This is a genomic window from Nocardia uniformis NBRC 13702, from assembly GCF_001613345.1.
In the GTDB taxonomy this organism is placed as follows: domain Bacteria; phylum Actinomycetota; class Actinomycetes; order Mycobacteriales; family Mycobacteriaceae; genus Nocardia; species Nocardia uniformis.
The window spans coordinates 1-21,999 of record NZ_BDCE01000098.1 but is presented as its reverse complement, the minus strand read 5'-3'; the positions used below and the strand labels follow the sequence as shown (position 1 = coordinate 21,999).

Genomic DNA, 21,999 nt, shown 5'->3' with positions numbered 1-21,999 from the left:
TGAGCCGGTGCAGTACCAGTTGAGGTCCAATCCGCCCGCACCCCAGCCGCGCCGGTCGTATTCGGTGATTTGGGTCTTGAGGATCTCGACGCCGTCGGGGCGCTCCACCCAGTCCTGTACCCGGCGGATCGGCAGCTGCCAGCACACCTCGGGCTTCACGGTCAGCGGTTCCAGGCCCTTGCGCAGTGCCATGGTGTGCAGCGAGCAGCCGATGCCGCCCTCGAAGCCGGGGCGGTTGAGGAAGATGCAGGCGCCGTCGACACGCCGGGTGCGCAGGGCGGGTTCGTCGTCGAGTTCATCCTCTTCGAGATAGAGCTTCTTGCGCGGTTTCCCGGTGTCGTCGGTGCCTTCGGGCATGAGCTGCCAATCCTCGGGTGTGAGCATTTTCACAGCCTTGTGCAGCTTCTTGCCGTCCTCCTCATCGGAGAGGAACGCGCCGTGGGAGCAGCAACCGTCGTCGACGCGGCCCTCGATAATGCCCTGACAGGCCGGAGTGCCGAATACGCACGTCCAGCGCGACATCAACCAGGTCAGGTCCGCCGCGATCAGGTGCTCGTTATTTGCTGGATCGACAAATTCGATCCAGTCTCGTGGGAAGTCCAGCTCGACCTCGGGACTTGGATCGATCTTCGCCGCTGATCGGAGCCCAGTGGGCGCGCTCGCGGATGCACCTGCCGTCACACCGCGGAACGCTAACAGTTCGGTCGCCATGCCTGAAGGGACGCCACACCCGTTACCGTGTTCTTGTGCGGCTCGGTGTACTCGATGTGGGAAGCAATACCGTCCATCTGCTGGTGGTGGACGCGCATCGTGGTGGCCACCCCCTCCCGATGAGCTCGACGAAGGCCACCTTGCGGCTGTCGGAAAGTATGGATGACAAGGGCCGGATCACGCCCGAGGGCTCTGCCCGGCTGACCCGGACCGTCGGCGAATTCGCAAGCATCGCAAAGACTTCCGGCTGTGTGGAACTGATGGCCTTCGCCACCTCGGCGGTGCGTGAGGCCACCAACTCCGAGCAGGTGCTCACCATGGTGCGCAACCAGACCGGGGTCAATCTGAGAGTGTTGGCGGGGGTTGACGAGGCCCGCAACACCTTCCTGGCGGTGCGCCGCTGGTACGGGTGGAGTGCCGGGCGGATTCTGAATCTGGATATCGGCGGCGGATCGCTCGAAATGAGCAATGGCGCCGATGAGGAGCCGGATGTGTCGCTTTCGCTGCAACTGGGAGCCGGTCGGCTCACCCGGGACTGGCTGCGCCACGACCCGCCGGGTAAGCGGCGGGTGGGCGTGTTGCGTGACTGGCTCGACGCCGAACTCGTGATTCCGTCGAAACAGCTGCTCGAGCCGGGTCGGCCGGATCTGGCGGTGGGAACGTCGAAGACTTTCCGCTCGCTGGCGCGCTTGACCGGCGCCGCCCCCTCTACCGCAGGTCCGCGCGCGCGGCGTACGCTCACGAGTTCCGGTCTGCGGCAGCTGATCGCATTTATTTCCCGAATGACCGCTGCCGACCGGGCAGAATTGGAAGGCGTGAGTTCGGATAGGTCACAGCAGTTGGTGGCTGGCGCATTGATCGCGGAGGCGAGTATGCGAGCGCTATCTCTGGATACCCTGGAAATTTGTCCATGGGCACTGCGGGAGGGACTGATCCTGCGAAAACTGGATACCGACATAGATAGCGAACCGATTGCTGGTGGGGCACAATCGGATGCTCGTCCGCCCGTCTCGGGATCCCCGATCGAAACGGTAACTCGATGACCGAGGATTCGACCCAGCTGTCCGTCGCTGAACTGCTGGCCCGCAATGGCCAGGAGGGCGCGCCCGCGCCCGCGGCCAGCGGTGGCGGGGGTGGCCGTCGACGGCGGAGTGGCCGCGGGATCTCTGTCGCCGATCTGACCGGAGATATGCCGGTACTGCCGGGCTCGTCGTCGCATGCCGCGCCCGAGGAGGACGGCCGGGCCGAATCCGAGTCCGCGCCAATTGAATCGGACTATTCGAACTACTCGAATTATTCGGGCTATTCCCATGCTGCGCCGGATTCCGGGACTGACCATTCGCCGCTTTCCGGTCCCATCTCCTTCTATGACCCGCTCGCGTCCTCCGGCACCCCATCCGCGCCATCGCTATCGGAGCCATCCGGATACAACTGGAACACGCCTGGTCAAAACGATTGGCAGCCCACCGAATCCGCACCTGACGGACGAAACTCCGCCAACGGGTACGGGGCGCACAGCAATGGATATGGATCCTCGACCGGCGGGCGTGACGCAGAGGCTTATGACGCCGACAGCGGGTATGGAGCCCAGCCCAACGGCCGCGGCACACAGGCCAACGGTTACAGCGGCGGCAATGGTTATGGCTCCGGTTACGAGGCCGGTGGCAATGGTTACGACGCCGATGGCTACGGGGCGCACGGCAATGGCTACGGCGCCAACGGCTATGCCGCTCAGGGGTACGGCACGGCCCAGGACAACGGGCATGCCCCGACCGTCGACCGGCAGTCGGGCGGACGCCGCCGCAAGCCCGATCCACTGTCGTCGCCCTTGGACGAGCTGGGTTACGGCGGAGCCGGAGCCGATTCGAGCGCAGCTGCCCCGCCCGCACCGACGCCGAGTGCCGGGACCGGTGGTCGCCGCCGACGCAAATTCGATCCCGATGACGAGACCACCGAGGTGCGACCGTTCCGTGGACCCGCTCCGGTGCCGGACGCGGGCCTGGATCTGCCGCCGTGGGGAGCGCGGGAAGCCGAACAACTACCGGGCAATCCGCCCGAACGCGGCGCGACAGCCCCGGCTCCGCCCATGTCTCGCTCGGCGCGGCGACATGCCGAGCGGCAGGCTGAAGAAGCGCAGCGCGGTGTCGAAGCTCCGCATGCGGCCGAATCGTGGCACGGTGCCGGTGCCCCGCTCGATGACGAATCCCGGCGGGTAGCCGAACTGCTGCGTGAAGGCGCACCCCGGCGCGGAGCCGATATTCCGCAGGCCGAACCTTGGCGTGGCGCCGAACCGCCGCGCGAGGCCGACCGCCGCGGTGCCGATCCACGCGGTGCGGACCCGCGTGCTGCCGATCCACGCGGTGCGGACCCGCATGGCATCGACCCGCGCGGCGCGGATGCGCGTCGCAATGGTGCCGTCGCGAGCGGTGCGCCCGCCTGGTCCGCACGAAGACGCCAGGCGACCGAACCCGCCCCGGCGCCCACACCGTCGCAGCCGGACGACCCCACCTCGGCGTGGCAGCTTGCCCGCGAGGATCAGCAGATGCTCTCCGGCGAAACGGTTGCCGGTGATCTGCTGCGCGACGCACACGATCGTGACGACGAACCGAGGTCGCGTCGTTCGCGACGATCCGGCGAACGCTCCTTCGGTAAGGGCGGATTCGGGCGCAAGTCGCGCGCCGCCGACCCGGACGAGGATTACGAGGGCGCGACCGATATCTACTCGCCGTTGCTCGAGGACGACGAAATCGACGATAACGCGCGGCCTTCCGTGGCCGAGCGGTTCAGAGCGCTCGCCACTCGGGTCCGCCGACCCAGTAAAACCAGTGAATCCGATGATGACGAAAATCGCCGCCAGTGGCTGATTTTGGGCGGACAGAGCACGGGCGCGGCGGTCGCGGGAATGTTGCTGTTCAAGGGGTTCGAGCGCCTGTGGGAAATGCTCCCGTGGGTTGCGCTGGCGCTGGCGATGATCGTGATTCTCGGTCTGGTCGCACTCGTTCGCGTACTGCGCCGCACCGATGACATTTTCAGCACTGTGATTGCTGTCGTCGTAGGCGTCTTTGTGACGCTCGGGCCGCTAGCCTTTCTACTCAGTACAACCTGAGCAGGGAGCGGGCAGAGTGGGGAATATCGGGCAGGCATCGGGGGCCATGAACGACAGCGGGGGGCGCAGGGATATCCGGGTGGGGTTGTCCAGCGCATCGGTGTATCCCGAAAATACGGAGGCCGCATTTCGTTATGCGGCCGAAGTCGGTTACGACGGTGTGGAACTGATGGTTTGGGCGGAACCGGCCAGCCAGAGCATTTCGACCGTGCAATCCTTCGTGCAGAAATATCAGGTGCCGGTGCTTTCGGTGCACGCGCCGTGCCTGTTGATCTCACAGCGGGTTTGGGGATCGGATCCGATCGCGAAGCTGGCGCGCAGCGTGCATACCGCGGCGGCGCTGGGGTCGTCGACCGTGGTGGTGCATCCGCCGTTCCGTTGGCAGCGGCGCTACGCGGAGGGGTTCGCGAAGCAGATCATCGAACTCGAGGACAACAGTCCGGTCGTGATCGCCGTGGAGAACATGTTCCCCATGCGGGTGGCCGACACCCTCTTCGCGCGCGGCGACCGCGCCATCCAACGCCTGGAGCGCCGGGGCGGTCCCGGACCGTCCCTGACGGCATTCAGCCCGTCTTACGACCCCACCGACACCGGCTTCCGCCACTACACCCTCGATACGTCGCATACCGCGACCGCCGGGGTGGACCCCCTGGTTCTCGCCGGGCGCATGGGCAGCGGCCTCACCCACCTGCATCTCGCCGATGGTCGCGGCGCCGCACACGATGAACACCTCATTCCCGGCGAGGGCACCCAGCCCCTGGTGGAACTCTGCGACAGCTTGACCCGCAGCGGTTTCACGGGCCAAGCCGTCATCGAGATCAACACCCAGAACGCCCGCACCACCTTCGACCGCGCCGCCATGCTGCACCGCGCCCTCACCTTCGCCCGCCGCCACCTCAATGGCCTCGGTCCGGTCGGCACCCCGGAACCAGAACACACCGGCGCTCACCAGAGTTGAGGCGTGCGGCGTGCCGGTCGGGCTCGGATGGCGGCACACCGCACCTCCGCTATCCGCCCGCGCTACGGCCGCCCGTCCGGTGTGCGTCGTCCGTCGTCCGGTGTGCGTCGTGCGATGTGCGGCGTCCGGTGCGCGTCGTCCGTCATCTGGCGTGAGCCGCCCGTCATCCCGGAATGCGGTCACCCCGTCATCCCGGCGTGCTTTTGGCCGGGATCCACTACTGATCAACGGTGGATTCCGGCCAAAAGCACGCCGGAATGACGATCGTGAGTGGCTGGAATGGTGGTTGCGTGCAGGTCTCGCAGGCCGTGCACGCGGGCGCGCCGGCCATACGCGCAGCCATCCATCGGCATTGCCCCAGTGATTCACGCCACCGGAGGGGTGGCTGCCACCGCCGTCGGTCGTACGCTGTACAAACCGATCGGTAACCGAGGAGGAGCAGCGGATGACAGCGGAGTCGACCGTCGATCTGGAACAGCCGAGCACCACCGTGGGTGACGCGCCCTTCAGCCGCGTCTGCGCGGTAATCGACTTGACCTCGGACGATGCCGAGACCGGTCGCTACGGCGGCATAATCGAGCCGATCTGGACCATCGGGCCCAAACTGCACGGCGGCACCATGGTCGCTGGTAGTGCGGCCGCCGCCGTCGCGTGGTTGCGCCGCACCGCACCGGAACAGTCGGCCATGTTCCCGATCGCCGCCAGCTCCGATTTCCTGGGCGCGCCCGAACCGGGCGAGGTCGAATACGAGGTCCGCACCCGCAAGATCGGCCGCCAGATCTGTCTGATCGATGTCGGCCTCATCCAGGGCGGCCGTACCCTCGTGCACACCGCCTTCACGTTCAGCCACCTCGACGACATCGAGCCGATCTACGCGCCCGACAAGTCCCAGGGCATGCCCGCCGAGCCGCCCGCCGACGCGCTCCCGTACGACGAGAACAATCCGATGGGCAAGATCGTCCATGTCGCCCAGGGCGCCTCGGTGGCCCTCGACGGCGCCTCGGCCCCCTTCCTCGCCGGACAGCAGGGCGAGCCCGAACTGCGCCTGTGGATTCGCCCCTTCGCCGCCGATGCGGCCGACTCCGACGTCTTCACCTACTTCGCCCTGATGGCCGCCGATATGAGCCCGCCCGTCCCCATGAACCGCGGCCACTTCGGCTGGGCCCCCACCGTCCAGCTCACCACCTACCTCCGCCGCCGCCCGGCCCCCGGCTGGCTCCGAATCATCGCCAACGCCAAGGAAATCGGCGGCCGCATGTTCGACGAGGACCAGCTGGTCCTCGACTCCACCGGCGCCATCGTCGCCCAGAGCCGCCAACTCGCGTTGATCCCGCAGCCGCGCTGAGCGCCCGGTCAGGAGTCCTGCGCGGAATGCCCTCGTTATTCCGGCATGCTTTTGGCCGGAATCCACACTCGCGTTGTTGCACGCCCGACGGCAGCACGGCCACACCGGACGGATCGCGATGACCGCGTGGCGCCGTGCGGTGTGGATCCCGGCCGAGAAGCGCGCGGGATGACGGGGTGGTCCAGTCGCGAAACCTGCGGTACGCCCGGCCAACTGCTCAATCTGCTTCCGCAACCGCGGATCACGGCGGGCGTTCGACGTGGGCTGTCGAATCGCTGAGATCGGCCGCTTCGGCGCGTGTTCGGTCAGGTTCCTCGCAGGGTTGGGTGTTGCGGCCGGACGCCGTCTATCGCCGCGCTGCCACCGGCCCGCGTCAAGCCCTCCTGTCAACCGCCGCCAACCGTGCGGGCGGCCGTAGCGGGGCCATCCGGCACCGCTAGCCTTGGAACTCATGACGAGGATTGCGGTGATCGGCGGAGGTCGGATCGGGGAGGCGTTGATCGCCGGGTTGCTCGAATCCGGGCGGGCGATCAAGGATCTGGTGGTGGTGGAGCCGGTTCCGGCGCGTGCCGATTTGCTGGCTCAGCGGTTCGGAGTGCGGGTAACCGACGCCGTGGCCGATGCCACCGCCGGGGCGGATGTGGTGGTCGTGGCGGTGAAGCCGCACGATGTGGATCCGGTGCTCACCGAATTGGCCAAGGCCGAGCTGGGCGAGGAACGCGATCAGGTGATGGTGTCGCTGGTCGCGGGCGTGCCCACGGCCCGCTTCGAGTCCAAGCTGTCCGCGGGCTTCCCGGTGGTGCGGGTGATGCCGAATACCCCGATGCTGGTCGGGCAGGGCATGAGCGCCATTGCCGCGGGGCGCTACGCCCGTGCCGAACAGCTGCGCGTGGTCACCGACATGCTGGAGTCCGTCGGCAAGGTGGTGGTCGTCGCCGAATCGCAGATGGATGCGGTGACCGCCGTGTCCGGCTCCGGCCCCGCCTACTTCTTCCTCGTGGCCGAAGCCATGGTCGACGCCGCCATCGGTCTCGGCCTCACTCGCGATGTCGCCACCCAGCTGGTGGTCCAGACCATGCTCGGCTCCGCGGCCCTCCTCGACGAGTCCGGCCAGAGTGCCGCCGAGTTGCGGGCCGCGGTCACCTCCCCGGCGGGCACCACCGCCGCCGCCTTGCGGGAACTCGAGCGCGCGGGCGTCCGCTCTGCCTTCCACGAGGCACTGCACGCCGCCAAGAGCCGTTCCGCGGAACAGGGCTCGACCCCGGACTAGCCCGATAATCCTGACGACCGCCCGGTTGCTGGTTTGCTGCGGGACTCCGACTCGCCACAGCAAAGGCTGATTTCTCACACCCGTCGCAGCAACACCACTGGTCACGATAAGCTGCATGGAGCACGTGCGTGTCTGTTCCGCCGGTGGGGAAGCCGGCGGCGCGGACGTGCCGGAGGTCAGTGACGCATGATGGGAAATAGTCAAGCGAGGTCCGGAAACACCCCAATAAACGCAGGGAACGTCATCGGCGGAGGCACTCAGTTCTTGACTGTCGCCGAGGTGGCGAATCTGATGCGGGTTTCCAAGATGACCGTGTACCGATTGGTGCACTCGGGAGAGTTGCCCGCTGTACGTGTGGGACGCTCCTTCCGAGTGCATGCGAAGGCGGTGCACGACTACCTGGAGACGTCCTACTTCGACGCCGGATAGCGGCGACAGCCCCCGACCGGTTTCGTTCGCCGAACGGTGGCCCGGTAGCATAGACCGGCATCCTGTACATGCCGGTGGTGCCGTCGGGTCTTCGTCGGCCTGTAACGGGTTAGGACTGTGCAGGGTCAGGAATTGTGCTCCCCGCGGAAGCGGGGGTGACCCGAGATGAACGCGAGGAGCAACCCCTATGGGTTCAGTGATCAAGAAGCGCCGTAAGCGCATGTCGAAGAAGAAGCACCGCAAGCTGCTTCGTCGCACTCGCGTGCAGCGTCGCAAACTCGGCAAGTAAGCGCTGAGTCGTAGCTGAAGCCCGTCACCGATGGTGACGGGCTTCAACTTTTTTGACGGGTGAGCGAAGTCATCGTTAGAAGCTGGTTAATAGTCTTCGGCGACCCCCTGTCCGGCGGCTACCCTGAGAGCGCGGGAAAAACAGAAATGGGGGCTTGCACGTGGGATCCGGTGGGCCGAGCATCCGTGACGGACACGCGCCCAAGGTTGTGATGGTAACCGGCGCGAGTCGGTTCTTCGGTGGCAATGTGGTGGCGCGTCTGGCTGCCGACGAGTCCATCGAGCGCATTGTCGCGGTAGACGCGAAACAACCCAGCCCGGAACTGCTGCGCCGTATGGGCCGCGCCGAGTTCATTCGGGCCGACATACGAAACCCGTTGATACGCAAGGTGATCGACGGAAGCCGGGTGGATACGGTCATCCACCCGGCGGGACTGTCGCGACCACCCTCAGGTGGCGGGCGCGCGGCCATGAAGGACATCAATGTCCTCGGCGCGATGCAGCTGTTCGCGGTCTGTCAGAAATCCGATCATGTGCGTCGAGTGGTCGTCCGATCGTCATCGGCCGTATACGGTTGCAGTGCCAAGGATCCGGTGAAATTCACCGAGGAAATGAGTGCGCGCACACCACCGCGCGGTTGGTTCGCACGCGACATGATCGAGGTGGAGGGATTCGTCCGCGGGCTCGCGCGTCGGCGTCCCGATATTTCGGCGGCAATTCTGCGTTTTTCACCGATCGTGGGTCCGCAGTTGGCCAGCCGCGGTGTGCAATATTTCCGTTCGCCGATCACGCCCACCATCCTGGGGCGCGATCCGCGACTACAGCTGCTGCACGAGGAGGACGCCATTGCGGCGCTCGCCCATGCGGCCATGGACGCGCCGGGCGGCACTTTCAATGTGGCGGGGGATGGTGCGATGGCGTTGTCGCAGGCCATCCGTCGCGCGGGCCGGATCGAATTGCCGGTCCCCTTCCTGGCTTTCCGCACCTTCGGCCGTCAACTGATGGGACCGGTGATGCGGGAATTCACCGCCGAACAGATCGATTATTTTCATTTCGGCTGCGGTCTGGACACCACCCGGATGCGCACCGAACTGGGTTTCGAGCCGCGCTGGACCACGGTGCAGGCTTTCGACGACTACATAGGGGGCGCAGCGTTGCGGCCCGTTATCGATCCTCGTTGGATCGATGCCGCAGAGAACAAACTTCTCGGCCTCCTCGGGGCCGGGGCGGGAGCACAGCAATGAGTGACGTAGCGAAGGTGATTCGACTTCACGATGTGGATTTCGAGGCGCGGCAGCAACGTTCGTCGCGTTCGTGGCCGGGTCAACGCACGCTGAGTCCGGTGACATCATTGACCGACCGGCTCGCCGAAGTCGAAGCGCGGCAGCCGAAATCGCTGGGGGAGCTGGTCCGCGGCACGGTTGCCGATACGGTGCGCCATACCGCCGATTTCGCCCGCCGCCGCCTCACCGGCGACTATCAGGTCGATGAATTCGGTTTGGACGAGCATCTTTTGGAATCGGTGATTCTGCCGATGCTGCGGCCGCTGTCGGAACTGTGGTTCCGGGTCGAGGTCAGCGGTATCGAGAACATCCCGGAGACCGGTGGCGCGCTCATTGTCGCCAACCACGCGGGCACCGTGCCGCTCGACGGGCTGATGCTGCAGCTCGCCGTGCACGACCGCCATCCCAAGCAGCGCGCACTGCGCCTGCTGGCCGCCGATCTGGTCTTCGAGACGCCGCTGGTCGGTGGGCTGGCGCGCAAGGCCGGGCATACCCTCGCCTGCCCCGCCGACGCCGAACGGCTCTTGCGCGCAGGGGAAATCACGGGGGTGTTCCCCGAGGGCTACAAGGGCATCGGTAAGCCGTTCGCGGATCGGTACAAGCTGCAGCGGTTCGGGCGCGGCGGATTCGTCTCGGCGGCGGTGCGCACGGGCGTGCCGATCATTCCGTGCTCCATCGTCGGCTCGGAGGAGATCTATCCGAAGCTGGCCGACCTGAAGCCGCTCGCGCGGTTGCTGGGTATGCCGTATTTCCCGGTGACACCGCTGTTTCCGCTGCTGGGTCCGCTGGGCGCGCTGCCGCTGCCGTCCAAGTGGCATATCGAATTCGGGGAGCCGATCTCGACGGCCGGGTTCGAGCCGGAGGAGGCCGACGATCCGATGACCATGTTCGAGGTCACCGATCAGGTGCGCGAGACCATCCAGGAAACGCTGTACAAACTGCTCACCAAGCGCCGCAATCCGTTTACCGGCTAGGGATTGTCTTCGGCGGCAACAGGATCGGCCCGGCCCCTCGGGGGACCGGGCCGCTTGTCATTCGCGTCACTTTTCTACGACAGGCTGTAGTGTGATCTACTACACACTGTAGTGTTCGGGTATGCCTATGTGGATCATCCCGATCGTTTCCGTCGTCAGCGCCCTCCTGATCGCCATCCTGTTCGTCGGTGGCTTCCCGAAGGACGACAACTGATCAACCCGCTTTCGCCTCGCGCTTTCGGGTGAGTACCGCGGCGGCCGCACCGCCCGCCGCGCCCAGCGCGAGGGCGGTGGGCACGCCCACCTTCGCGGCCTTGCGCCCGGTACGGAAATCCCGGATCTCCCAGCCGCGGTTCTTGGCGACCTCACGCAGATCCGAATCCGGATTGATGGCTACCGCCGTGCCGACCAGCGACAGCATCGGCACGTCATTGTGGCTGTCGGAGTAGGCCGAACAGCGCCGCAGGTTCAAACCCTCGCGAATCGCCAAGGTGCGCACCGCGTGCGCCTTACCGAGTCCGTGCAGGATGTCGCCGACCAGTCGTCCGGTGAAGACCCCGTCGACGCTTTCGGCGACCGTGCCGAGCGCACCGGTCAGACCTAGTCGCTTGGCGATCACCTGCGCCAACTCCACCGGCGTGGCGGTGACCAGCCACACCTGCTGTCCGGCGTCGAGGTGCATCTGCGCCAGCGCCCGGGTGCCGGGCCAGATCTTGTCGGCGATGATCTCGTCGTAGATCTCCTCGCCCAGTTCGGCCAGCTCGGCGGTGGAGCGCCCGGCGATGAACTCCAGCGCCTTCTCCTTACCGCTGACCATATCCGAGCTGTTCTCCTTGCCGGTGACCCGGAATTTCACCTGCTTCCAGGCGATATCGACCAGGTCGGAAGTCTTGAAATACTTCCGCGCCGCGAGTCCGCGCGCGAAATGCACGATGGACGCACCCTGCACCATGGTGTTGTCGACATCGAAGAACGCCGCCGCCGTCAGGTCGCGCGGGACCGATTCGACGGGTGGCTCCTCGGCCACGTGCGCGAGGGCAGCTTCCGCGCTGGCCTCGCCGGCCACATTCGCGCGGACCTCTTCCTCGCTGGGTCCGAAGGGGCTGCGCGTGATCCGGGTCAACTGATCCGATAGTCCACCCCAGCGGGTCGGAAATTCACCGAATCGGCCCGCGATGAATCCCGTCCTCGCCTCTTTCGATCGTTCCGGCACCGGTACCTCCGCCTGTTAGCGCGAACAGGTCCACAGTATCGCGGGCCGGTGGCCGGCACGTAGACGGCGATCGACAAGTGTTGCGACTGGTTCCCCGGAGCTATCGCATTTCGATGTATCGACCCGGTAGTGCGCGCTATTGTGGAGCTCTGGGCCGATATCGATGCCGCCCCAATGTCCTCGGACGTTCCGGGGATCAGGTTGGCGGGTTGTCGTGGTCCAGGATCGGGTACTTGCGCAGTTGGATCGGGAATTCACCGCCGGGTGGCGGTTTGGCCCGACCTGGGTGCGGGAGCGTCCCACACGACGCGGTCGCAGTACCGCTACTTCGCTCCGGCGGAGTCAATCGCAGCCTGGGAACGAACCTCCAAGGTTTCGAATACTGTTGAATGACGTTATGAGCGACCCCGCACACACGGTGACCCTGTTGACCCGTGCCGGCTGCTACCTGTGCACGACCGCGCTCGAGCAATTGCGCGTCATCTGCGCGGAATTCTCCATCGTGCCCACGACCGTGGATGTGGACGAGGCGGCGGCCACCGATCCGGGATTGCGCGCCGAATACGGCGATCGCTTACCGGTGGTCCTGCTGAACGGTCGTGAACACAGCTATTTCGATGTCGACGAGCCGCGATTGCGGGCCGATCTGGGGCGCTGATATCGGGGTACCGGGCGGGCCTGCCCGGGTACCCCCTGGGGGAAGAAACGCGGGCTATCTGGCGGTTCGTTTTCCCGGCGCGTTGCGTAGCGGTGTCGCCGTGATCGGGGTTGAATGGGCCGCGGGGTCGGTGCCTCGGCAAAGTGACTGAATTCACCGACTTTGTGAAGGGCTGCACAAGCGGTTACGGTGGTGGCACGCAACCCGCCTCGGGGTGTTCTCGAAGGCAGTGGTAGCGACCCCAGAACCCCGACTCGACCGCACCACGACGGTCGCCCGGCGTCGGGTCGACATAACGAGCCCCGGACACTCACCCCCGGCCCGGACGAGGAGCGCAAGCGACGTGACAGAGCAGCATGAGACGCCGAGTGGCGTCTCCGGCAGGGCTCTGCAGAAGGACATCCCGCAGGCTACTGTGGCGCGTCTCGCCACGTATCTTCGGGTGCTCGCCGTACTCGCCGACGAAGGTACCGCCATCGTATCGAGTGAGGAACTGGCTGTCGCGGCGGGTGTCGGTTCCGCCAAGCTGCGCAAGGATCTTTCGTTCCTCGGGCCCAACGGTGTTCGCGGTGTCGGTTATGACGTGATCAAACTTCGCGACCGGATCGAGGATGTGCTCGGATTGTCCGGTGGACATCGGGTCGTCCTCGTGGGCGCGGGCAATCTCGGCCGGGCGCTGGTCGGCTATGGCGGGTTCCGCCGCCGTGGATTCGGAATGGTCGGTCTGTTCGACAATGACCCGGAGGTAATCGGCACGTCCGTCTGTGGACTGGTCGTGCGCGATGTCGCCGAATTGGCCGAGGCCGTGGCCACCCTGGAACCGACCATCGCGGTGATCACCGTGCCCGACGCGACCGCGCAGAGCGTCTGCGATCTGCTGGTCGCCGCCGGAATGCAGAGCATTCTCAGCTTCTCGCCGGTCGCGCTGGACGCGCCCGACGCCGTCGAGGTACGGCGCGTGGACCTGGCGGTGGAAATGCAGCTGCTGTCGTTCGAGCTGGCGCGCAGTGCCGAACTGGAGGCCGCCGACCGTGAGGTCGCCGCAGGCGCTGAATCCATTAGGGCTGAATCCATGAGGGACGGCGTGGGGGCCGAAACCGTGCACGCCGCGTCCGATGGGTCGCGAGTGGTGCCGACCCGACTCGGCCGGACCGCTACCCAGAATGGCGCGGCATGCCCGGCGACGCGTCAGGTGACGCCGATTCAGACTTCTCATGCGGCAATGGAGCCAACCAAGGGATCGGTGGTCACACCATGAGTGTTCTTCTCGTGGGGATTTCACATCGGAGCGCGCCTGTTTCGGTGCTGGAGAAAGTTGCGATCACCGAGGACGATCGGCCGAAGCTGACGGACCGGATGCTCGTTTCCAGTCATGTTTCGGAGGCGATGATCGTGTCCACCTGCAACCGGGTGGAGGTCTACGCGGTGGTCGACGCGTTCCACGGCGGACTCGGTGAGATCAGCGAACTGCTGACCAAGCATTCCGGGCTGCCGCTGGCGGAACTGACCAAACACGCCTATGTGCGCTACGCCGAGGCGGCGGCCGAGCATTTGTTCGCCGTTGCCAGCGGCCTGGACTCGATGGTGGTGGGGGAGCAGCAGGTGCTCGCCCAGATCCGTGCCGCCTACGCCGCCGCCGATCAGCAGCAGGCCGCCGGACGCACCCTGCACGAGCTGGCTCAGCATTCGCTGCGGGTCGGCAAACGGGTGCATTCGGAGACCGGAATCGATCGCGCGGGCGCATCGGTGGTGTCGGTGGCGTTGGAGCGGGCCCGGCTGGTGCTCGGGGCCTCGTCGATGGATCTCGAGGACGCGGCCACCGTCACGACCGAGACCGTCGTACCCTTCGGCTCGGCCCTGACCGGCCGGACCGCGCTGGTGCTCGGTGCGGGCGCGATGGGCGGACTCGCGGTGGCGCAGCTGGCGCGGGCCGGAGTCGATCGCATCATCGTGGTGAACCGCACCCTGGAGCGGGCGCAGCGCCTGGCCCGCACCGCCACCGAAATGCACGGTGTGGCAGCCGAATCCATGGAAATCTCGCGCATGGTCGAGGCCATGGCCGCGGCCGATGTGGTGGTCACCTGTACCGGCGCGGTCGGTGCGGTGGTCACCCTCGCCGATGTGCACCACGCGCTGGCCGGACGCACCGACAAGCATCTGGTGATCTGCGACCTGGGTCTGCCCCGCGATGTGGAGCACACCGTCGCCGGACTGCCGGGTGTGACCGTCATCGATATGGAGACGCTGCAGCGCGATCCGTCGGCCGGTGCGGCCGCCGACGATACCGCCGCCGCACGGTCCATTGTCGCCGACGAACTCGCGAAATACCTTGCCGGACAGCGCATGGCGGAGGTGACGCCGACCGTGGCGGCGCTGCGGCAGCGGGCGGCGGATGTGGTCGAGGCCGAAATGCTGCGGCTGGATTCCCGACTACCCGGCCTGGATCCCACCGACCGCGAAGAAGTGGTGCGCACCGTGCGTCGCGTGGTCGACAAGCTGCTGCACGCGCCGACGGTGCGCGTGAAGCAACTGGCCTCCACGCCGGGCGGTGACAGCTACGCCGAGGCGCTGCGAGAGCTGTTCGAGCTGAAACCCGGTGCGGCACAGGCGGTGGCCGCGCCGATGGAAGTCGCCGCGCTGGGGGAGCTGGCGGACGATTTCACGGCCGCACATCTGGGGGACGAACAGGGGCCCAAGGTATGAGCAGGTCAGGCCCGGAGGCGGCAGCTTGCGTAACCACGCAGGGCCCCTGCTCATGCCCGAAAGGACCGGTATGAGCAGGTCAGGCCCGGAGGCGGCAGCTTGCGTAACTACGCAGGGCCCCTGCTCATGCCCGAAAGGACACAGCGCATGACCGGAGCGATGGTGCACGGAGAGCAGGACACAAGAATGCGCGGCACGATCGAATCACCGTGGCGTATCGGTACCCGGGGCAGCCTGTTGGCGCTGACCCAGGCGGGCACTGTGCGCGACGCACTGATCGCGGCGGGACAGCAGGCCGAACTCGTCATTGTGAAGACGGCGGGGGACCTGTCGTCGGAGCCGGTGGAGAAGATCGGCGTCGGCGTATTCACCGCCGCGTTGCGCGAGGAATTGGCCGCGGGCACCGTGGATATCGCGGTGCACTCGTACAAGGACCTGCCGACCGCGCGGGATCCGCGCTTCACCATCGCGGCCATTCCGCTGCGCGAGGACCCGCGCGACGCCCTGGTGGCGCGCGATGGTCTGGTGCTCGGTGAGCTGCCCGCCGGATCGGTAATCGGCACCTCGGCGCCGCGTCGCGCCGCTCAACTGCGCGCGCTCGGCCTGGGCCTCGAGATCGTGCCGCTGCGCGGCAATCTCGACACCCGCCTGCGCAAGGTGGCCGAGGGCGAACTCGACGCCGTGGTGGTGGCCCGGGCCGGACTGGTCCGGATCGGCCGCACCGAGGCCGTCACCGAAAGCTTGGAACCGGTGCAGATGTTGCCCGCCCCCGCACAGGGCGCGCTGGGTATCGAATGCCGCACCGAGGAAACCGAACTCGTAACCATCCTGTCCGCGCTCGACGACGCCGGCACCCGTGCCGCGGTGGTCGCGGAGCGGGCGCTGCTGGCCGAACTGGAGGCGGGTTGTACCGCACCCGTCGGTGCGCTGGCCGAGGTCGTCGAATCTCTCGACGACGACGGCCGGGTGATGGAGGAGTTGTCGCTGCGCGGGTGCGCGGCGGCGATCGACGGCTCGGATGTGATCCGAGCGTCTGCGGTCGGCCCGGTCGCGAATGCCGCGGAACTGGGTCGCGAATTGGCGCGTGAGCTCTTGGAGCTGGGGGCGCGCGACCTGCTCAGTGCCCACGCGGAAGGCGCTGCCCCTAACAGCAATCCCAGCCCTATGGAGAACGAACGATGAGTGAGCGCAGCGAGCGAATCAACAGCACGGGGCCTTCGGCCGTGGCCGCGCCGAGCGCTAGCGAGGAGTGGGCATGAGTCGAGTTACGAAGAAGCAGCCCGGCCGGATTCTTTTTGTGGGATCCGGACCTGGTGATCCGGCATTGCTCACCGTTCGGGCCCGCGAGGTCATCGGGCGGGCGACGCTGGCCTTCACCGATCCCGATGTCGACAAGGGCGTGCTCGCCCTGATCGGCGCGGCGGTGGAGCCGGGTCCCGACGGTGCGAGCACCGTGGACGTGCGCCCCGCGCTCGGTGATCCGAGCGAAGTGGCCAAGACGCTGATCGCCGAGGCCCGCAATGGCTTCGATGTGGTGCGCCTGGTGTCCGGCGACCCCCTGACCACCGATTCGGTGATCCAGGAGGTCAATGCCGTCACCCGTTCGCACATGATGTTCGAGGTGCTGCCCGGTCTGCCGTCCGGCGCGACCGTGCCCGCCTACGCGGGCATCGCCCTGGGCTCGAGCCACACCGAGGTGGATGTGCGCGGCGAGGTGGATTGGGCGGCGGTCGCTGCCGCACCGGGTCCGCTGGTCCTGCACGCCACCTCCGGGCACCTCGCCGAGACCGCGAGTGCGCTGGTGGAGCACGGCCTCGCGCCGCAGACCCCGGTGGCGGTGACCGTACGCGGCACCACCCGGCAGCAGCGCACCATCGAGGCCACCCTGGCGACCCTGAACAACGCGGCCTCCGAACTGGTCGGCTCGCTGGTGGTCACGGTCGGCAAGGAGGTCGAGAAGCGCTCCAAGATGTCGTGGTGGGAGTCGCGGGCGCTGTACGGCTGGACCGTGCTGGTGCCGCGCACCAAGGAGCAGGCCGGTGAGATGAGCGAGAAGCTCGTCAATCACGGTGCCATCCCGATGGAGGTTCCGACCATCGCGGTCGAGCCGCCGCGCAGTCCGGCGCAGATGGAGCGCGCGGTCAAGGGTCTGGTGGACGGCCGCTACCAGTGGGTCGTCTTCACCTCCACCAATGCGGTGCGCGCCGTCTGGGAGAAGTTCGCCGAATTCGGTTTGGACGCCCGCGCTTTCAGCGGTGTCAAGATCGCCTGTGTCGGCGAGGCCACGGCGGAGAAGGTGCGTTCCTTCGGCATCAATCCCGAACTGGTGCCGTCGGGTGAGCAGTCCTCCGAGGGTCTGCTGGCCGACTTCCCGCCCTACGACGACGTTTTCGATCCGGTGAACCGGGTCCTGCTGCCCCGCGCGGATATTGCCACGGAGACCCTCGCGGAGGGCCTGCGCGATCGCGGCTGGGAAATCGACGATGTCACCGCCTACCGCACCGTGCGTGCCTCTCCGCCCCCCGCGGAGACCCGCGAAATGATCAAGACCGGCGGTTTCGACGCGGTGCTGTTCACCTCATCCTCCACCGTCCGCAATCTGGTCGGCATCGCCGGTAAACCGCACGCCCGCACCATCGTTGCCTGCATCGGCCCCAAGACCGCCGAAACAGCCATCGAGTTCGGCCTGCGCGTAGACGTGCAGCCCGAAACCGCTCAGGTCGGCCCGCTCGTCGAGGCTCTCGCCGAGCACGCCGCCCACCTGCGCGCCGAGGGCCTACTGCCCCCGCCCCGCAAGAAGAGCCGCCGCAGCAGCCGCTAGCCGCCTGCCGCAGCGCAGCTGACGTTACGGGCCCCGCACTCGAAAGGTGCGGGGCTCGTTCCGTATTCGTCGGGCTAGCGGCGGGCCTCCATCATTCGCCGGACCATGCGGCAGGTGGCGGGTGATGGTGGGCGGACGCCGACGATTTCGGCTGTGCGGTGGATCTTTTCGTCTGTCGCCTGTTCGGCGCCGAAGGCTCCGGCATCCAGTAGGGCGATGGCCAGCCGCATGGCCTTGAGGCGTCGGTTGTGGGCGATGTACCACGAGCGTGGGCGACCGGCCGGGAGCGGCTGTTTGATGATCGGCCGCCAGGCGTGGTCGATGACGTCCCCCTTCTTCGGTACGGCTGCCTGGGGTAGATCCGGAATGGCAGTGAGCACGACGATCCCTCCTGTCGCGATCAGGGCCCGATGCGAACCCTCGAACATGTATTCGATTGTACCCGCAGCCACCGACAGGATCCGCTGCTCAGCGAGCTATCGAGAGGAACGATTCGGTCCGGTCGCGGGTGGGCGCAGGTCGCGTGGCCGATTGTCATATCGGCCTGTTTCCCAAGCCCGGAACACAACCGACATCGATTGGCGTATTCGCAGGCCACGCGGTTGTCGCCGTTGTCGCAGGACCGTCTCGCAACCTGTCCGCGGCAGGGGCATATCATGCGAACATGACCGGATTGGACCGCCCACGGCGGTTGCGCCGTACCCCCGCTCTACGTCGCCTCGTCGCCGAAACCACGCTCGAGCCACGGCATTTGGTGTTGCCGATGTTTGTGGCGGATGGGCTCGATGAGCCGCGTGAGATCAGTTCCATGCCTGGCGTCCACCAGCATTCGATGGATTCGCTGCGCAAGGCCGCCGTCGAGGCGGTCGCCGCGGGCGTCGGCGGACTCATGCTGTTCGGCGTGCCGCGCCCGGAGGACAAGGACGCCAGCGGCAGCCAGGCCAGTGACCCGAACGGGATTCTCAATCGCGGGCTCCGGGCACTGGTGCAGGAGGTCGGCGGGTCGACGGTCGTCATGGCCGATACCTGCCTCGACGAATTCACCGATCACGGGCACTGCGGCGTACTGGGCTCCGAGGGCGGCGTCGACAATGACGCCACCCTGCACCGCTATATCGATATGGCGATCGCGCAGGCCGAGACCGGCGCGGATCTGCTCGGTACCAGCGGCATGATGGACGGCCAGGTCGCCGCCATTCGTGCCGGGCTCGATGCCCGCGGACATATCGACACCGGCATCCTGGCCTACGCCGCCAAATACGCCTCGGCCTTCTACGGCCCGTTCCGGGAGGCGGTGGGGTCCTCGCTACAGGGCGATCGCCGTACCTACCAGCAGGATCCGGCCAATCGGCGCGAAGCCATCCGGGAACTCGACCTGGATCTGGCCGAGGGCGCGGATATCGTCATGGTGAAACCCGCCATGTCGTACCTGGATATTCTGCGCGATGTCGCCGACCGTTCCACGGTGCCGGTGGCCGCGTATCAAATCTCCGGTGAGTACGCCATGATCACCGCCGCCGCCCAGAACGGCTGGATCGATCGCCGGGGCGCGGTCCTGGAGTCGCTCACCGGAATTCGCCGGGCGGGTGCGGATATCGTGCTCACCTACTGGGCGACCGAGGCAGCGCACTGGCTGTCGTGAATCCAATCGTTCCAGCCGCGGGTCCGCGACCCGTTCCCGAGGATGTCCGCACCGCTGCCCAATTGTGGTGGGCGGCTTTGACTGTCGGCGTGGTGCAGGTAATCGCCACCATATTCACCCAGTTCGGTAACCGGAAGGACCTGGCTGAGGAATTCTTCGACCAGGTGAAGGCCGATCAGCCATCTGCCACCATGCCGCAGGTGGAATTGGCGGTCGTCGTCATGCTCATCGGCATGGCGGTGCTGTGGCTGCTGCTGCTGCTGGGTGCGGCAGCGGGCATGGCGTATCTGCTCTTTCGCGGAAAGGCTTGGGCGCGAACGCTTCTCACCGTATTCGCCGCATTCCTCATTGTCGGTGCGATCGGTTCGCTATTCGGTCCGGGGGATTTGGACGGACCCGCCGCGTTGATCGGCGGGGGAGCGTCGATCGTGCAGGCCGTTTTGGCGGGTGGGGCCGTATTTCTTTGTTATCGCAAGGAATCCGATGCTCACTTCCGGCCGGGGCCGCAGTGAGGACCGCGGAGTTTGTACTCACCGGTAGGCGAGGTATGGTGAGGACAGTCACAGGGAAAACGGGAACCGGAAGCCGCTCATCATGCGTTGTGGCATGGTCGATTCGGCTCCGGGAAGACGGAGGCAACGATGCGAGTGGTCATCCAGCAGCCGCACAGCCTTCGGCGAGATCTGATGGTGCTGAGTCTGCTGATTCTCTTCGGACTGGTCACGCTCGCCGTGCTGTTGATTCCGGGGCTCGTCGGCTGAACCTCCCGATCGAAACGCCGGGCCTATGAGTGCGTCGGCTCCCGAATCCGGTGTGCTGTTCGCCGAACCCGGTATGCGTTGGCGGACCGTCACCTACGGTCCCGCGCTGTGCGCCCTCATCCTGGTCTTCGAGGTACTGCGCGGCGGCGCGATTCACTGGTTCGGATTGGTTTTCTGCGCCGTCCTCCTGGGTGGATTCGTATGGTTGCAGGTGATCGCCGGGCGGCGGCACATCAGCGTCGAACTCACCGATACCCATTTGCGTGAGGGGACCGAGGTGCTGCCGCTGCGAAATATCGCGGCCGTGCTTCCCGAAGTCGACGAAGAGTCCTGGGATGATGTGGACTGGCAGTCGGCGCGTGCCCTCGGTGAACTCACCGGCGTACCACGTCGGCGTCACGGTGTCGGCCTGAAATTGCGTGATGGCGGGCTCGTCCAGGCCTGGGCGCGCGATCACTACACGCTGCGGGCCGAACTCACCGAGGCGCTGGAACGACTGTCGACCGGGCCCGACTCGGATACGACCGGGCAGGACGAGGAGAAGGAGGCGCGCTGATGCGGTGGCTTGCCGTGCTCGCCGAACTCGTGCTGACGCCGCTGTGTGCCGTCGTCGCCGTCTGGAGCTGGCGACGGGGAGTGCAGACCACTTGGTTCGCGGCCAACGGGGATATGCCGAGTTTCGACGCGATTCGCTATTCGGGACCGTGGTTGGCCCTGGCCGCGTTGGCGGTGGCGGTGGGTGGATTGCTGGTGATCGACCTGATTGCCCGGGTACTCCCGGACAATCGGCGGACAATGAATCGCCGCGTCCACGATTGAGGCCGCTGTGCGCGGACAATCAGTGGTTATGACGCTTATGGATGTCGCTACGTCGTGGCTGGATCTCCTGCCGTTACCGCTGAATTGCCTGCTCAGCACCGGGTGGGCGGCGTTCTGCCTGGGCGTGCCGCTGTCCTAGCGACGCCCGCGAGGACCTACTGGGTCCAGTTCTGATAGACGTCCAATACCCGGCCACCGCGGGTGCCGGGTGCGTTCAAGAACATCACGATGGTCCCGTCCGGGTGCTGTGCGGCCTCAACCACCACCTGGCGCAGTGAGGCGTGCACGCCGCCGCGGTCATCGCGATAGATCTCGGTCTGCGGATGCAGCCCGGCTCCCATTCGATTCAATGGGACGAACATGCTGACCACCGCGGGCACCGGTCCGCTCGCGAGCGCCGCGGTTTCCTCATGTGACAGATGGACTCCGATCCGGCCCTGATCCAACTGCGCGATCGGCACCCCCGCCCCCGCAGTCCCCGCGCCGATTGTCATTGCCGCGGTTGTCACCGCGAACAGTCCAGCGCCGAAGAGTGCGATCCGCATGGGCGAGCCTCCCGTAGTCCGAATAGTGCCGTCACAGCAGAGATTACGCATCAGCAACCTTCCGGCGAATGAACTACGGCGCGTGTTGCCGGGTTGGACTCGGTGAATGCGGATCTGGCGACAATGTGGCAACCCGCTACGCCCGCTTGAGGACACCCCTCGTCGCCCCATTGGTGGCAACCTCTCGTCATCCCGATTGGTGGCAACCTCTCGCCGGAATGACGGGGCTCGAGCGCGTCGGAATGGTGGGGCTGGCGCGCCGGAGGGATGCGGCGAGGCACGTCGGGATGACGGGGTTGGGTGCGCCGGGTTGCGAGGCTGGTGCGTCGGGTTGGCGGGGCTCGAGCACGTCGGGTTGGTGGGGCTCGAGCACGCCGGGATGCGGGGCGGGGCACGTCGGGATGGCGGGGCTGGCGCGCCGGGGGATGAGGCGAGGTACGTCGGGATGGCGGGGCGGGGCACGTCGGGATGAC

The 21,999-nt window shown here is 66.6% G+C and carries 21 protein-coding genes and 1 pseudogene; 18 read left to right on the top strand and 4 right to left on the bottom strand.

Translation table 11 applies throughout. The features are described from left to right. Window positions 1-681, bottom strand: a 681-nt coding sequence (locus NU1_RS35090) for a DUF3109 family protein (protein WP_067528322.1), incomplete at its 3' end; no start/stop codon positions are given. A 65-nt stretch (window positions 682-746) separates the two neighbouring features. Here NU1_RS35090 and NU1_RS35085 point away from each other — a divergent pair. The 9 genes and pseudogenes from NU1_RS35085 (at window position 747) to NU1_RS35050 (ending at window position 10,364) form a co-directional block, all read left to right on the top strand. After that, window positions 747-1,754, top strand: coding sequence for a Ppx/GppA family phosphatase (locus NU1_RS35085; protein ID WP_084522096.1), 1,008 nt, complete (start codon window positions 747-749; stop codon window positions 1,752-1,754). 1,814 nt (window positions 1,755-3,568) lie between these two features. After that, window positions 3,569-3,817, top strand: a pseudogene (locus NU1_RS44500) (Rv0497 family membrane protein); the annotation flags it as partial. 46 nt (window positions 3,818-3,863) lie between these two features. Further along, on the top strand, window positions 3,864-4,775 hold the full coding sequence (locus NU1_RS35075; RefSeq protein ID WP_067528309.1) for a sugar phosphate isomerase/epimerase family protein: 912 nt from the start codon (window positions 3,864-3,866) through the stop codon (window positions 4,773-4,775). A gap of 445 nt (window positions 4,776-5,220) precedes the next feature. Next, the gene (locus tag NU1_RS35070; protein ID WP_084522095.1) at window positions 5,221-6,120 is read left to right on the top strand and encodes a thioesterase family protein; all 900 of its coding nucleotides are present in this window, start codon (window positions 5,221-5,223) and stop codon (window positions 6,118-6,120) included. A 451-nt stretch (window positions 6,121-6,571) separates the two neighbouring features. Next, complete coding sequence (gene proC / locus NU1_RS35065; RefSeq protein ID WP_067528307.1) at window positions 6,572-7,390, top strand: pyrroline-5-carboxylate reductase; 819 nt, start codon at window positions 6,572-6,574, stop codon at window positions 7,388-7,390. A 189-nt stretch (window positions 7,391-7,579) separates the two neighbouring features. Then, a complete protein-coding gene (locus tag NU1_RS35060) occupies window positions 7,580-7,819 on the top strand; it encodes a helix-turn-helix domain-containing protein (RefSeq protein WP_084522097.1) in 240 nt (79 codons plus the stop codon). A 187-nt stretch (window positions 7,820-8,006) separates the two neighbouring features. Then, complete coding sequence (locus NU1_RS40865; RefSeq protein WP_003402602.1) at window positions 8,007-8,108, top strand: 30S ribosomal protein bS22; 102 nt, start codon at window positions 8,007-8,009, stop codon at window positions 8,106-8,108. Between the two features lie 211 nt (window positions 8,109-8,319). Then, on the top strand, window positions 8,320-9,351 hold the full coding sequence (locus tag NU1_RS35055; protein ID WP_067528305.1) for an NAD-dependent epimerase/dehydratase family protein: 1,032 nt from the start codon (window positions 8,320-8,322) through the stop codon (window positions 9,349-9,351). Then, window positions 9,348-10,364, top strand: a complete 1,017-nt coding sequence (locus NU1_RS35050) for a lysophospholipid acyltransferase family protein (RefSeq protein ID WP_067528302.1) — start codon at window positions 9,348-9,350, stop codon at window positions 10,362-10,364. The genes NU1_RS35055 and NU1_RS35050 overlap by 4 nt, the downstream gene beginning before the upstream one ends. Before the next feature lie 214 nt (window positions 10,365-10,578). Here the strand turns inward: NU1_RS35050 and NU1_RS35045 are convergent, their stop codons facing one another. Next, window positions 10,579-11,577 (bottom strand): HAD family hydrolase, encoded by a 999-nt coding sequence (locus NU1_RS35045; RefSeq protein ID WP_067528301.1) that lies wholly within the window; start codon window positions 11,575-11,577, stop codon window positions 10,579-10,581. Between the two features lie 397 nt (window positions 11,578-11,974). Here NU1_RS35045 and NU1_RS35040 point away from each other — a divergent pair, with 397 nt between their 5' ends. The 5 genes from NU1_RS35040 to NU1_RS35020 all read left to right on the top strand — a co-directional run bounded on the left by NU1_RS35040 (window position 11,975) and on the right by NU1_RS35020 (window position 17,759). Then, complete coding sequence (locus NU1_RS35040; protein WP_067528299.1) at window positions 11,975-12,235, top strand: glutaredoxin family protein; 261 nt, start codon at window positions 11,975-11,977, stop codon at window positions 12,233-12,235. A gap of 343 nt (window positions 12,236-12,578) precedes the next feature. Then, on the top strand, window positions 12,579-13,493 hold the full coding sequence (locus tag NU1_RS35035; RefSeq protein WP_084522093.1) for a redox-sensing transcriptional repressor Rex: 915 nt from the start codon (window positions 12,579-12,581) through the stop codon (window positions 13,491-13,493). Continuing rightward, the gene (locus tag NU1_RS35030) at window positions 13,490-14,938 is read left to right on the top strand and encodes a glutamyl-tRNA reductase (RefSeq protein WP_067528297.1); all 1,449 of its coding nucleotides are present in this window, start codon (window positions 13,490-13,492) and stop codon (window positions 14,936-14,938) included. Before NU1_RS35035 ends, NU1_RS35030 begins: the two co-directional genes overlap by 4 nt. 159 nt (window positions 14,939-15,097) lie before the next feature. Beyond that, a complete protein-coding gene (hemC, locus tag NU1_RS35025; RefSeq protein WP_067528314.1) occupies window positions 15,098-16,120 on the top strand; it encodes a hydroxymethylbilane synthase in 1,023 nt (340 codons plus the stop codon). A 73-nt stretch (window positions 16,121-16,193) separates the two neighbouring features. Then, window positions 16,194-17,759: a bifunctional uroporphyrinogen-III C-methyltransferase/uroporphyrinogen-III synthase gene (locus NU1_RS35020; RefSeq protein ID WP_067528295.1), complete on the top strand. Its 1,566-nt coding sequence runs from the start codon at window positions 16,194-16,196 to the stop codon at window positions 17,757-17,759. A gap of 74 nt (window positions 17,760-17,833) precedes the next feature. On the opposite strand, the gene NU1_RS35015 is transcribed toward NU1_RS35020, so the two are convergent. Further along, entirely contained in the window at window positions 17,834-18,187 is a 354-nt protein-coding gene (locus tag NU1_RS35015; protein ID WP_212762222.1) for a hypothetical protein, read from the bottom strand. A gap of 236 nt (window positions 18,188-18,423) precedes the next feature. Here NU1_RS35015 and hemB point away from each other — a divergent pair, with 236 nt between their 5' ends. From hemB to NU1_RS34995, 4 genes are all read left to right on the top strand, one after another. Next, window positions 18,424-19,401, top strand: coding sequence for a porphobilinogen synthase (gene hemB / locus NU1_RS35010; protein WP_067528293.1), 978 nt, complete (start codon window positions 18,424-18,426; stop codon window positions 19,399-19,401). Further along, window positions 19,398-19,913, top strand: coding sequence for a hypothetical protein (locus NU1_RS35005; protein ID WP_067528291.1), 516 nt, complete (start codon window positions 19,398-19,400; stop codon window positions 19,911-19,913). The genes hemB and NU1_RS35005 overlap by 4 nt, the downstream gene beginning before the upstream one ends. Before the next feature lie 274 nt (window positions 19,914-20,187). After that, a complete protein-coding gene (mce1N, locus tag NU1_RS35000; protein WP_067528289.1) occupies window positions 20,188-20,718 on the top strand; it encodes a transport-regulating membrane protein Mce1N in 531 nt (176 codons plus the stop codon). Continuing rightward, window positions 20,718-20,981: a hypothetical protein gene (locus NU1_RS34995; RefSeq protein ID WP_067528286.1), complete on the top strand. Its 264-nt coding sequence runs from the start codon at window positions 20,718-20,720 to the stop codon at window positions 20,979-20,981. Before mce1N ends, NU1_RS34995 begins: the two co-directional genes overlap by 1 nt. A gap of 155 nt (window positions 20,982-21,136) precedes the next feature. Here NU1_RS34995 and NU1_RS34990 read toward each other — a convergent pair whose 3' ends face one another. After that, the gene (locus NU1_RS34990; RefSeq protein ID WP_067528284.1) at window positions 21,137-21,526 is read right to left on the bottom strand and encodes a hypothetical protein; all 390 of its coding nucleotides are present in this window, start codon (window positions 21,524-21,526) and stop codon (window positions 21,137-21,139) included. Window positions 21,527-21,999: the final 473 nt, after the last annotated feature.

Excerpts from the sequence above, each read along its gene's own strand:
- proC (WP_067528307.1), top strand. The coding sequence starts at position 6,572 with ATGACGAGGATTGCGGTGATCGGCGGAGGTCGGATCGGGGAGGCGTTG.
- NU1_RS35055 (WP_067528305.1), top strand. The coding sequence starts at position 8,320 with ATGGTAACCGGCGCGAGTCGGTTCTTCGGTGGCAATGTGGTGGCGCGT.
- NU1_RS35020 (WP_067528295.1), top strand. The coding sequence starts at position 16,194 with ATGAGTCGAGTTACGAAGAAGCAGCCCGGCCGGATTCTTTTTGTGGGA.
- hemC (WP_067528314.1), top strand. The coding sequence starts at position 15,098 with ATGGTGCACGGAGAGCAGGACACAAGAATGCGCGGCACGATCGAATCA.
- NU1_RS35060 (WP_084522097.1), top strand. The coding sequence starts at position 7,580 with ATGGGAAATAGTCAAGCGAGGTCCGGAAACACCCCAATAAACGCAGGG.
- NU1_RS35050 (WP_067528302.1), top strand. The coding sequence starts at position 9,348 with ATGAGTGACGTAGCGAAGGTGATTCGACTTCACGATGTGGATTTCGAG.
- NU1_RS35030 (WP_067528297.1), top strand. The coding sequence starts at position 13,490 with ATGAGTGTTCTTCTCGTGGGGATTTCACATCGGAGCGCGCCTGTTTCG.
- NU1_RS35015 (WP_212762222.1), bottom strand. The coding sequence starts at position 18,187 with ATGTTCGAGGGTTCGCATCGGGCCCTGATCGCGACAGGAGGGATCGTC.
- NU1_RS35070 (WP_084522095.1), top strand. The coding sequence starts at position 5,221 with ATGACAGCGGAGTCGACCGTCGATCTGGAACAGCCGAGCACCACCGTG.
- hemB (WP_067528293.1), top strand. The coding sequence starts at position 18,424 with ATGACCGGATTGGACCGCCCACGGCGGTTGCGCCGTACCCCCGCTCTA.
- NU1_RS34995 (WP_067528286.1), top strand. The coding sequence starts at position 20,718 with ATGCGGTGGCTTGCCGTGCTCGCCGAACTCGTGCTGACGCCGCTGTGT.
- mce1N (WP_067528289.1), top strand. The coding sequence starts at position 20,188 with ATGAGTGCGTCGGCTCCCGAATCCGGTGTGCTGTTCGCCGAACCCGGT.
- NU1_RS35075 (WP_067528309.1), top strand. The coding sequence starts at position 3,864 with ATGAACGACAGCGGGGGGCGCAGGGATATCCGGGTGGGGTTGTCCAGC.
- NU1_RS34990 (WP_067528284.1), bottom strand. The coding sequence starts at position 21,526 with ATGCGGATCGCACTCTTCGGCGCTGGACTGTTCGCGGTGACAACCGCG.
- NU1_RS40865 (WP_003402602.1), top strand. The coding sequence starts at position 8,007 with ATGGGTTCAGTGATCAAGAAGCGCCGTAAGCGCATGTCGAAGAAGAAG.
- NU1_RS35040 (WP_067528299.1), top strand. The coding sequence starts at position 11,975 with ATGAGCGACCCCGCACACACGGTGACCCTGTTGACCCGTGCCGGCTGC.